Source organism: Mesorhizobium sp. WSM4832 (genome assembly GCF_055811115.1).
Genome location: NZ_JBVVQH010000007.1, coordinates 275313 through 285662, shown reverse-complemented (window position 1 = coordinate 285662; position 10350 = coordinate 275313). Strand labels below are relative to the sequence as shown.

The window sequence follows — 10350 nt, the reverse complement described above, 5'->3', positions numbered from 1 at the left end:
GGTCCTCCCGGCAAACGAGAAAACTGTCACCCATCTAATCAGTCCATTCTGTTACCTATCTATCCGGTTCGGACACGAGCCACCTCTCCCCGTCACTATACGGGGAGAAGTGCCCGGCAGGGCGATGAGGGGCGGCGCCAACCTAAGTGTTTGGCCGCGTCAAACTTCATCCGTCGCATGCGCGATATCACAGCCGCAAATTTCACCTTGCTTTCAAGGTTGGCGCCGCCCCTCATCCGGCTGCCGCCACCTTCTCCCCGTATAGTGACGGGGAGAAGGAAAAACACTACACCAGCGGCTTCAGCCATATCCACACTGACCCGCCGATCAGGCCGAGGAAGATCAGCCAGCCGACCTGGTTGTTCGATTTGAACAGTTTCAGGCACTGATCTGGATTGTTGATGTCGAGCCGGATGATCTGGCGCGCCATATGCGCGCCGGCGGCGATCAGCCCGGCCAGCGCCACCACGGGCACCTGCGCCGAAGCGAACGCGATGGCGAAGCAGACCAGCGCGCCGCCATAGAGCCCGACCAGCCAGGTCTTGGTGTTGTCGCCGAACAGCCGCGCCGTCGAGCGCACGCCGACGATGGCGTCGTCTTCCTTGTCCTGGTGCGCATAGATCGTGTCGTAGCCGATCACCCACAGGATCGAGCCGATATAGAGCATGATGGCCGGGTCATCGATGTCGCCGAACTCGACCGCCCAGCCCATCAGCGCGCCCCAGGAGAACGCCAGCCCAAGCACGAATTGCGGCCAGTTGGTGATGCGCTTCATGAACGGATAGACGGCGACGATCGCCAGCGAGGCGATGCCGAGCGGGATGGCGAAGCTGTTGAACTGCAGCAGCACGGCAAGCCCGATGAGCGCCTGGATGATGACGAATGTCCAGGCCTGGCGGCGTGTCACCTTGCCCGCCGGCAGCGGTCGCGAGCGGGTCCGCTCGACCTGGTTGTCGATGTCCTCGTCGGCGAGGTCGTTATAGGTGCAGCCGGCGCCGCGCATGGCGACGGCGCCGACAAAAAACAAAAACAGGTACCAGGGCGCGGGCAGCAGCGTCAGCAGCGGGTCGGTCGAGCGCGGATAGGCGCTCGCGGCAAGCGCCGCCGACCACCAGCAGGGCCACAACAGCAGCTGCCAGCCGATCGGCCGGTCCCAGCGCGCCAACTGCGCATAGGGCCAGAGCCAGCGCGGCAGCACCCGGTAGACCCAATGGCCGCTCGGCGCATCGGCGACACGGCCCTGGATCGCTTTCGACTGGACGGGTTCCATCACGCTGGAGTGGCAGCAGCAAGCGGCGCCGTCAAGCGGCCGCGTTGTCGCTCAAGCCGTGAAACTCATGGCGGTAAAACTCAGGCGGTGAAAACATCGTGACCGGCAAACCATGCCTTGGCGACGTCGATGAAGGCTGTAGCTGCCTTCGACAGGCGCTGGCGTGTGTCATGGGTCAGGATGATGCGCTGCATAGGCAGCGGATCGGAGAGCGGCTTGCAGACCAGCGGCAGCCCATCATAGCTGCGGTCGCCATACGGCCTTGTATAGCTGACCGCTACGCCGAAGCCGTTGGCCACCATGGAGCGCTGCAGCTCGAACGAGCTTGTCGTCGCCCGCGCGATCGGCGACAGGCCGCGGCTGAGGAAGAGGTCCAGCATGTGCTGCCAGCTGTGCGGCTGGTCGGTGGTGATCAGCGGATGTTCGGCGAGCTCCGCCAGGCTGACGGCGTGCTTGTCCGCCAGCACGTGGCCGGCGGGCAGAAGCGCATGCGGCCGCAACTCATGCAGAAGGACGCGCTTGAAATGCCCGGGCAGGCCAAGATCGTAGGTGAGGCCGAGATCGACGGCGCTGTCGGCCAGGCGCCGCCCCAGCGTGTCGAAGGTCTCGTCGCCTATGACGACCGTGACGGCGGGGCAACGCTCGGCGAAGGCACGCATCAGCGCCGGCGCGAAATAGGGCGCCAGGTCCTCGAAGCAGCCGAGCACCAGCTCGCCGCCGACATCGGCCTCGCGCGATCCGAGCGCGGCCAGTTCATCCGCTTCGCCCAGCACCTGCCTTGCCTTGGCGACGGCCCTGCGGCCGAAGGATGTCAGCGAAACGCCGCTGCCCCGCTGGCGCACGAACAGTTTTTGGCCGAGCGCATCCTCGACATTGTCGATCGCCACCGAGATGGACGGCTGCGACACGTTGAGCGCCGCGGCCGCCGCGGTCACGCTGCCATAGCGGGCGACGGCGACGACATAGCGCAACTGGGTGAGGGTCGGTCTCACCGGCAAAACCATCTCATAGGAAAAAACTATAAATCAGATGACAAGTTATTATTTTACGCGATGTCTGGCGCTTGCGATAGTCGGTTGCCTAACCACGAGCAATTCCAGGAAAAGTGTGTAGCGGTTTTCCGTCCGGAATTGCGTCAAACAAGAGATCGAGCGCCATGGCCAGCCCAAAGATAGATGCCTCGACGATTGCCGATTATCAGCGCGACGGCGCGGTTTGCATCCGCGGCGCCTTCAAGGACTGGGTCGATGTCATCGCCGACGGCATCGAGCGCAACATGCGGGAACGCAGCGCCACGGCGTCCGACATCGCCGGCGGCAAGGGCAGCTTCTTCGACGATTACTGCAACTGGGAGCGCATCCCCGAATTCGCCAGGGTCGTCCGGGAATCGCCGGCCGCCGAACTCGCCGCCGCCGTGATGCAGTCGCGCAGCGCGCAATTCTTCCACGATCACGTCCTGGTCAAGGAGCCCGGCACCCAGAAGCCGACGCCCTGGCACCAGGATATTCCCTATTACTTCGTCGACGGCAGCCAGACGGTCAGCTTCTGGATCCCGATCGATCCGGTGAAGGAAGCGACGCTGAGGCTGATCGCCGGCTCGCACAAATGGGAAAAGATGGTCCTGCCGGTGCGCTGGCTGAACGACGCCAATTTCTACGCCGGCGAGAGCGACTACCGGCCGGTGCCTGATCCCGACAACGATCCTTCGATGAAGGTGCTCGAATGGGAGATGGAGCCGGGCGACGCCATCCTGTTCGACTTCCGCACCGCGCATGGCGCGCGCGGCAACCCGACCTCGGCGCGCCGCAGGGCGCTGTCGCTGCGCTGGGTCGGTGACGACGCGCACTATGTCGAGCGCCCCGGCCGCACCTCGCCGCCTTACCCCGGCCACGACATGAAGCCCGGCCAGAAACTGCGCGAGGACTGGTTTCCCGTCGTTTTCCAGAGCTGAGGCTTTTTTCAGACTAGTGGCACTGCACAGGGGGATTTTGATCGGTCGGCTCTGTTTGCGTTGGCAGGTAGCTGCCTTGGAGATCGGCCGAAACGCTCTTCGCGATCGTCATTCTAGGGCGGAGCAGGAGCGAAGCTCCGTCGCGCAGACCCTAGAATCCATGCCGTTACCTTAGCCAAGGAGCGCAACGGAGCAAAATTCTGCACCGTGGCGGCGCTTCCAAGTCACGGCATGGATTCTCGGGTCTGCGCTGCGTCGCTTCGCTCCTTGCTCCGCCATAGAATGACGAGGTTGGGGAGGAACTAGCCGAACACGGATCTTGCCTCATCCGCCTTGATGAAGGCCATGTTCCCGTGTGCAATTGCCGCCAAAATGCCAAGACGCCTTGACCGGTCGCCCGCGGATCAATAGCGGGTTCAGGGCAGAGGCGATCGGCAGCAAGAGGTGGCCATGAATGTTCTTCTTCTCGGCTCGGGTGGCCGCGAACATGCGCTCGCCTGGAAGATGGCCGCCTCGCCCCTCCTGACCAGGCTCTACGCCTCGCCCGGCAATCCGGGCATCGGCCGTGTCGCCGAACTGGTGAAGCTCGACGTCGCCGACCATTCCGCCGTGGCCGCCTTCTGCCAGGAGAAGAAGATCGACCTGGTCGTGGTCGGCCCGGAAGGCCCGCTGGTGGCCGGCATCGCCGACGACCTGCGCGCCTGGGGCGTCCGCGTCTTCGGTCCCTCCAGGGCGGCGGCCCGGCTCGAGGGCTCGAAGGGCTTCACCAAGGACCTTTGCGCCAAATTCGACATCCCGACCGCCGCCTATGGCCGCTTCGGCGATCTCGCCTCGGCAAAGGCCTATGTCGAGACGAGGGGCGCTCCGATCGTCATCAAGGCCGACGGGCTTGCCGCCGGCAAGGGCGTCACCGTCGCCATGACCCTCGATGAGGCGATCGCCGCGCTCGAAGCCTGTTTCGACGGTTCCTTCGGCGCGGCCGGCGCCGAGGTCGTGGTCGAGGAATATCTGACCGGCGAGGAGGCGAGCTTCTTTTGCCTTTGCGACGGCGCTACCGCGCTGCCCTTCGGCACCGCGCAGGACCACAAGCGCGTCGGTGACGGCGATACCGGGCCGAACACCGGCGGCATGGGCGCCTATTCGCCGGCGCCGGTGATGACGCCGGAAATGACCGAACGCACCATGCGCGAGATCATCGAGCCGACCATGCGCGGCATGGCCGAACTCGGCGCGCCCTTCGCCGGCATCCTCTTCGCCGGGCTGATGATCACCGACCAGGGCCCCAAGCTGATCGAATACAACACCCGCTTCGGCGATCCCGAATGCCAGGTGCTGATGATGCGGCTGAAGGACGACCTGCTCGTCCTGCTCAACGCCGCCGTCGACGGCCAGCTCGCGCATATGTCGATCCGCTGGAGCGATGAGGCGGCATTGACCGTGGTGATGGCGGCGCGAGGCTATCCCGGCACGCCGGAAAAAGGCTCGGTCATCCGCGGCCTCGATAAGGTGGAAGGCGAGGTCGTCCAGGTCTTCCACGCCGGCACCGCCATCAATGGCGGCGCGCTGGTCGCCAATGGCGGCCGGGTGCTCAACGTCACCGCCTTGGGCGCCACCGTCGGCGAGGCGCAGGAAAAGGCCTACGCCGCGATCGGCCAAATCGACTGGCCGCAGGGTTTTTACCGCCGTGACATCGGCTGGCAGGCCGTGGCGCGTGAGAAGGCCGGGGCCTAAGCCGCCTGGGTCTTTCGGCTGGTGCGCGCCCAGGCCGGCAGCCAGTCGCCGTGAGTGGCAAGCAGATCGTCGACCAGTGACCAGATCTGGTCGAGGTCGAGCTCGGCCGCCGTGTGCGGGTCCATCATCGCCGCGTGGTAGATATGCTCGCGGTTTTCGCTCATCAGCGCCCGCACCGTCAGTTCCTGGACGTTGATGTTGGTGCGGATCAGCGCCGTCAGTTGTGGCGGCAGGTCGCCGATATAGGTCGGCTGGATGCCCGAGGCATCGACCAGGCATGGCACTTCGGCGGCGCAATCGAAAGGCAGCGATGTGATGCAGCCATTGTTGCGGACATTGCCGTAGATCACCGACGGCTCGCCGGTCCACACCGAGTTCATGATCGAGGAGGCGTATTCCCTGGATTGCTCGACCTCGATCCGGTCCGCCGAGCGGTAGGCCTCCGCCTGGCCCTTCCAGCGCTCGATCTGCTCGATGCAGCGTTTTGGATATTCGTCGAGCGGAATGCCGTATTTCTCGATCAGGTCGGGGCGGCCGTCCTTGATGAAATAGGGCGTGTATTCGGCGAAATGCTCCGAGCTTTCGGTGACAAAATAGCCGAGCCGGGTCAGCATCTCGTAGCGCACCTTGTTGGGGCAACGCGGGTTCCAGCCGGGCTTCGGCGCACGCCCCTCGCGATAGGCGCGCACGAGGTCCGGATAGAGGTCGCGGTAGGAGCCGTCCGCCTGGCGATGCTCGAACTTGAGATAGAAGGCCATATGGTTGATGCCGGCCGAGCGGTAGCGGATCTCCTCGTAGGGGAGGTCGAGATCGTGCGCCAGCTCCATCGCCGTGCCCTGCACCGAGTGGCACAGCCCGACCTGCTTGATTGTGGGGTATTTCTCTGAGATCGCCCAGGTGTTGATCGCCATCGGGTTGACATATTGCAGCATGATCGCCTCGGGGCAGACGGCGAGCATGTCCTCGCAGATCTTCCACAGATGCGGCACGGTCCTCAATCCGCGCATGATGCCGCCGACGCCGAGCGTGTCGGCGATCGTCTGGCGCAGGCCGTATTTCTTCGGCACCTCGAAGTCGGTGACGGTGCAGGGCTCGTAGCCGCCGATCTGGAAGGCGACGACGACGAAATCCGCGCCCGTCAGCGCCTTGCGCTGGTCGGAATAGGTCTCGGCCTTCGCCTTGACGCCGAGCGTCGCGATCAGCTTGTTGACGACGACGGCGCTCTCTTCCAGCCGCTGCGGGTTGATGTCCATCAGCGCGATCGTCGCGCTCGCCAGCGCCGGCCGCTGCAGCACGTCGCCGACGATGTTCTTCATGAACACCGTCGAGCCGGCGCCGATGAACGCGATCTTGGGATTTCTAGCCACTATGAACCTCCGGCATATGTTCAGGCCACGTCGAAAGCGGCCCTGACGAGCCGTTCGGTGTAGGCGGTCTTGGGATTGGTGAGGACCTCGTCGACGGGCCCCTGCTCGACGATCTTGCCGTGCTGCATGACGATGACGCGATGGCAGAGCGCCCGCACCACCTTGAGGTCGTGCGAGATGAACAGGTAGCTCAGGCCGCGCTCGTCCTGCAGCTTGCGCAACAGGTCGATGATCTGCGCCTGCACCGAGAGGTCGAGCGCCGATGTCGGCTCGTCGAGCAGGATGAATTCGGGCTCCAGCGCGATGGCGCGCGCGATCGCGATGCGCTGGCGCTGGCCGCCCGAGAATTCATGCGGAAAGCGCGACAGGATATCGCCGGGCATGCCGGCGCTCACCAGCGCCTCGCGCACCCGATCGACCCGCTCGCGTCGCGTCGCGCCTAGTTTGTTGACGACCAGCCCTTCCTCGATGATCTGGCCGATCGTCATGCGCGGGTTGAGCGAGGAGAACGGGTCCTGGAAGACGACCTGCATGCGCGAGCGCAGCGGCCGCATATCGCTCCGCGACAGGCCGTGGATCGGCTGGCCGTCGAAACTGATCTCGCCGCGCTTGGCGTCGGTGAGCTTGAGCAAGGCAAGACCGAACGTGGTCTTGCCGGAGCCGGATTCACCGACCAGCCCGAGCGTCTCGTGGCGGCAAAGTTTCAGGCCGAGATCGTCGACGGCGACCAGCTCGCGCCAATCCGGCTTCAGGAAGCTGCCATGGCGCAGCATGAAGCAGACGCGCATGTCGTGGGCCTCGAGAATGGTGCCGCTGTTCACCGGCAGCGGCTGCGGCTCGCCGCGGGGCTCGGAAGCGAGCAGCCGCTGCGTGTAGGGATGCTGCGGATCGGCGAACAGCCGCTCGGTGACATTGTGCTCGCACATCTCGCCATGCTGCATGACATAGACGTAGTCGGAAAACTTGCGCACCACTGTGAGGTCGTGGGTGATCAGGATGACCGCCATCCTGAGCTCTTTCTGCAGGTTGCGGATCAGGTTGAGGATCTGCGCCTGCACCGTGACGTCGAGCGCGGTCGTCGGCTCGTCGGCGATCAGCACATCGGGGTCGTTGGCGAGCGCCATGGCGATCATCACGCGCTGGCGCTGCCCGCCAGACAGCTGGTGCGGATACTGCTTGATGCGTGCTTCCGGCTCGGGGATCTGGACATGCCGCAAGAGCTCGAGCGCGCGGGCCCAGGCTTCCCTTCGGCTGACCTTGCGGTGCACCCTGATCGCCTCGACGATCTGGCTGCCGACCGTGTAGATCGGGTTGAGCGAGCTCATCGGCTCCTGGAAGATCATCGAGATGCGGTTGCCGCGCAGCTTGCGCCGGGCGCTCTCCGGGAATTTCAGTATGTCCTGCCCGCAATAGTCGATGCTTGATTTCGGCGACACGGAGGCCCGCTTCGACAGCAGTCCCATGACGGTGCGCGCCGTCACCGACTTGCCGGACCCGGACTCGCCGACGATGGCGATCGTCTCGCCGCGATAGAGCTGGAACGAGACATCCTTCACCGCCTCGACGGTGCCGTGCTCGACCTTGAAGGCGACCTCGACGTTGCGGGCATCGATGATCGGCTGGTCGTGGCGTCCGGCATGGTCGAGCCGGACGGCTGGTGCGAAGGATTGTGCGAGCGCGATCGTCGTCATCCCGGCCACCTCAGTACGGATCGACGGCATCGCGCAGGCCGTCGCCCAGCGCGTTGAAGGCAAAGACGGTGACCAGCACGAAGCCGACCGGCGACAGGATCCACGGATAGGTGCCGATGACGGAGTAGGTCGCGGTGTCCTGCAGCATCAGCCCCCACGAGATCAGCGGCGGCTTCACCGCGAAGCCGAGGAAGCCGAGAAAGGCTTCGAGCAGCACCACCGTCGGGATCGCGATCGTCACCGCCACGATCACATGGCTCATCACGTTGGGAAAGATGTGCTGCATGATGATGCGGCGGTCGGTGGCGCCGACCGCCATGGCCGCGCGGACATAGTCGATGCGCGCCAGCGCCAGCGTCTTGCCGCGCACTTCGCGCGACATCTGCGCCCAGCCGAGCGCCGACATGACGATGATGACGAAGCCGAGGAAGACGTTGGTTGGCGCGGTGACCGGGATCAGCGTCGTCAGCGCCAGGTAGAGCGGCAGTTGCGGGAAGGCGAGCACCAGCTCGACGAAGCGCTGCATCCAGACATCGAACTTGCCGCCGAAATAGCCAGATACCATGCCGACTGTGGTGCCGATGACGGTGATGATGAAGACGACGGTCAGCGCGATCATCAGCGAGACGCGCGATCCGTGGATGGCGCGCGACAGCACATCGCGGCCGAACTTGTCGGTGCCAAGCAAATGCACCGGCTGGCCGTCCATCGAGGCGAAGAGATGCCGGTCCGCCGGGATCAGCCCGAAGAGCTTGTAGGGCGCGCCTTCGACGAAGAAGCCGAGCAGGCGCGGATGATCGTAGTCGGGACCGACGATCGGCTGGAAGGTGACCGGATCGAGGTCGGCAGAATCGGCCAGCGCATAGACCCTCGGCCGCAGGGTGAAATTGCCGTCCTTGTCATGGAAGGAAGGCAGTTCCGGCGGCGCAAAGGCGACATCGGTCGCCTTCGGATCCGAGGGCGCGAGGAAATCCGCGAAGACAGCCATGATCAGCAGCAGCACGACCAGGAAGAGCCCGGTCATGCCGGTCCAGGAGCGCTTCAGCCGGCGCCAGACCAGCGCGATATAGCTTTCGTTGCCGTGTACCGGGGCGATCGTCGCTGCCTCGGGCGGCAATGGCGGCGGAGAGGGATCGCGCGCAAGCATCTAGCGCTCCCCGAACTGACGGACGCGCGGATCGAGCAGGACCAGCAACATGTCGGCGACGATGTTGCCGACGATCAGCGTCGCCGAGAGCACCATCATGAAGGTAGCGGTGACATAGACATCGCCGACCGCCATCGAGCCGACGATCGCCGGGCCGACGGTCGGCAGCGCGAAGATGATCGCCGTCTCGATCTCGCCGGTGAGCATGTAGGGCAGCACCACGCCCTGATACATGATCAAAGGATGCAGCGCGTTGGGCACGGCATGGCGCATGACGACAGCGCCGCCGGGCAGGCCTTTGGCCTTGGCCGTCTCGACATATTGGGCGTTGAGCGTGTCGAGCAGATTGCCGCGCATGACACGCATGTTGTAGGCGAGGCCGCCGAAGGTGGCGATCGCCACCACCGGCCAGACATGCTTGACCAGGTCGACGAACTTTGCCCACGACCACGGCGCGCCGCCATATTGCGGCGAGAAGAATGAGCCGATCTCCGACACGTTGAACTGGAAGACCAGGAGATAGACGATGATCAGCGCCATCAGGAAGCGCGGCACCGTCATGCCGAGGAAGGAGATGGCCGAGAGCGTCGAGTCGATCCAGCTATACTGCCTTGTCGCCGCCCAGATGCCGAAGGTAATGCCCAGCACCGAGGCGAGCAGGTGGCAGACCAGCGCCAGCAGCAGCGTGCGCGGCAGGCGTTCGCCCACCACATCGGCCACCGGCTTGTTGTAATAGAGGCTGTAGCCGAAATCGCCGCGGGTGACGATGCCGCCGATCCAGTTGAGATACTGGATGGGCAGCGGCTTATCGAGGCCGTGTTCGATGCGGTAGGCCTGCGCCTGGGCGTCGGCCTGGGCGAACGAGGCGCCGCCCTGGTTGATCAACTGCGAGCGGATGTAGTCGGCATAGTCGCCCGGCGGCGCCTGGATGATGGCGAAGGTGACGAGGCTCAAAATGGCGAGGACCGGTATCGCCGACGCTACGCGCATGAGCAGGAATCGCAACATGGACGGTCCGCTTCCTCATCTCGCCGGACGCGCCGCCTGGGGCGTTCGGGGGTTGGTTCGTCCCCGGGGGGGCCCCCCCCGCGGGGGGGGGGGGGGGGGGGGGGGGGGGGGTAAAAAAAAAATGGGGGGTTTATTAAATGTAGGGGGGGGAGAGGTAGGGGGGGAGAAGTTTTTTTTATAAATAT

8 protein-coding genes are annotated in these 10350 nt (G+C 64.7%); 2 read left to right on the top strand and 6 right to left on the bottom strand.

The features are described 5' to 3' along the window. Positions 1-286: 286 nt before the first annotated feature. Together ubiA and AC0L2L_RS13030 are read right to left on the bottom strand one after the other, a co-directional pair. Positions 287-1270 carry a 4-hydroxybenzoate octaprenyltransferase gene (gene ubiA / locus AC0L2L_RS13035; RefSeq protein ID WP_473578887.1) on the bottom strand — a complete coding sequence of 328 codons (984 nt, stop codon included), beginning with the start codon at positions 1268-1270 and terminating at the stop codon, positions 287-289. A gap of 80 nt (positions 1271-1350) precedes the next feature. Beyond that, complete coding sequence (locus AC0L2L_RS13030; RefSeq protein ID WP_473578875.1) at positions 1351-2262, bottom strand: LysR family transcriptional regulator; 912 nt, start codon at positions 2260-2262, stop codon at positions 1351-1353. A 164-nt stretch (positions 2263-2426) separates the two neighbouring features. Between AC0L2L_RS13030 and AC0L2L_RS13025 the strand changes: the two genes are divergently transcribed. Further along, on the top strand, positions 2427-3221 hold the full coding sequence (locus tag AC0L2L_RS13025) for a phytanoyl-CoA dioxygenase family protein (protein WP_473578873.1): 795 nt from the start codon (positions 2427-2429) through the stop codon (positions 3219-3221). Positions 3222-3671: 450 nt separating this feature from the next. After that, entirely contained in the window at positions 3672-4952 is a 1281-nt protein-coding gene (gene purD / locus AC0L2L_RS13020; RefSeq protein ID WP_473578872.1) for a phosphoribosylamine--glycine ligase, read from the top strand. Here the strand turns inward: purD and melA are convergent. The 4 genes from melA to AC0L2L_RS13000 are packed head-to-tail and all read right to left on the bottom strand — an operon-like array spanning position 4949 to position 10165. Further along, entirely contained in the window at positions 4949-6319 is a 1371-nt protein-coding gene (melA, locus tag AC0L2L_RS13015) for an alpha-galactosidase (protein WP_473578870.1), read from the bottom strand. The two genes, purD and melA, sit on opposite strands and share 4 nt — an antisense overlap. 20 nt (positions 6320-6339) lie before the next feature. Continuing rightward, complete coding sequence (locus AC0L2L_RS13010; protein ID WP_473578868.1) at positions 6340-8010, bottom strand: ABC transporter ATP-binding protein; 1671 nt, start codon at positions 8008-8010, stop codon at positions 6340-6342. A gap of 10 nt (positions 8011-8020) precedes the next feature. Then, on the bottom strand, positions 8021-9157 hold the full coding sequence (locus AC0L2L_RS13005; RefSeq protein WP_473578867.1) for an ABC transporter permease: 1137 nt from the start codon (positions 9155-9157) through the stop codon (positions 8021-8023). Continuing rightward, the gene (locus AC0L2L_RS13000; protein ID WP_473578866.1) at positions 9158-10165 is read right to left on the bottom strand and encodes an ABC transporter permease; all 1008 of its coding nucleotides are present in this window, start codon (positions 10163-10165) and stop codon (positions 9158-9160) included. Between the last annotated feature and the right edge of the window lie 185 nt (positions 10166-10350).